Below are 688 nucleotides of genomic sequence, written 5' to 3' on the forward strand. Positions count from 1 at the left end.
GGATCCGCGGAGACCGGCTACGTGCCGCCCGTCGCGGGGATGAACCCGCCGGCCGGCGTGGAGCGCCTGTTCGACCCGCCCGAGGAGGAGTGGGGCGCGGGACACCGCGGTGTCGACCTGACGGCCGCTGTGGGTTCGCCGGTGCTGTCCCCGGGTCCGGGAGTCGTCACGTTCGCCGGGCAGGTCGCCCGCCGCGGGGTCGTGGTGATCACCCATCCCGACGGTCTGCGCACGAGCCTGGAGCCGGTGGCGGCGTCCGTGCCGGTCGGCACGGCGGTGGCGGCGGGCACTGCGGTCGGCGTGGTGGAGGCCCCCTCCGACAGCACGATGCCGAACCACTGCACGCCCCGGTCGTGCGTGCACTGGGGCGTGCGGCGGGGCGAACGCTACATCGACCCGTTGTCCCTGCTGGACCGGCCGCCGATCGTGCTGCTGCCGGACGGTTGAGGAACGGCCGGTCAGGCGCGCGGGAACGCCTGGGCGTACACGCTGCGCAGCCGCTCGGCGTCCACGTGGGTGTAGCGCTGGGTGGTGGCGAGGTTGGCATGGCCGAGGACCTCCTGCACCGCTCGGAGATCGGAGCCGCCCTGCAGCAGGTGCGTCGCGGCGGAGTGCCGCAGCGCGTGCGGGGCGACGTCGTCGACGCCGGCCTGGGCCGCCAGCCGGTGCACGGCTTCGCGCACCTGCC

2 protein-coding genes are annotated in these 688 nt (G+C 75.4%); one reads left to right on the top strand and one right to left on the bottom strand.

The window, feature by feature from the left end; genetic code table 11:
- Positions 1-447, top strand: a 447-nt coding sequence (locus PROKR_RS04170) for a M23 family metallopeptidase (RefSeq protein WP_245605692.1), incomplete at its 5' end; no start/stop codon positions are given.
- A gap of 11 nt (positions 448-458) precedes the next feature.
- On the opposite strand, the gene PROKR_RS04175 is transcribed toward PROKR_RS04170, so the two are convergent.
- Positions 459-688: tyrosine-type recombinase/integrase (locus tag PROKR_RS04175; RefSeq protein ID WP_036959831.1), on the bottom strand; the 230-nt coding region annotated here is incomplete at its 5' end.

The sequence above is a fragment of the Promicromonospora kroppenstedtii DSM 19349 genome (genome assembly GCF_000515355.1).
Taxonomy (GTDB): domain Bacteria; phylum Actinomycetota; class Actinomycetes; order Actinomycetales; family Cellulomonadaceae; genus Promicromonospora; species Promicromonospora kroppenstedtii.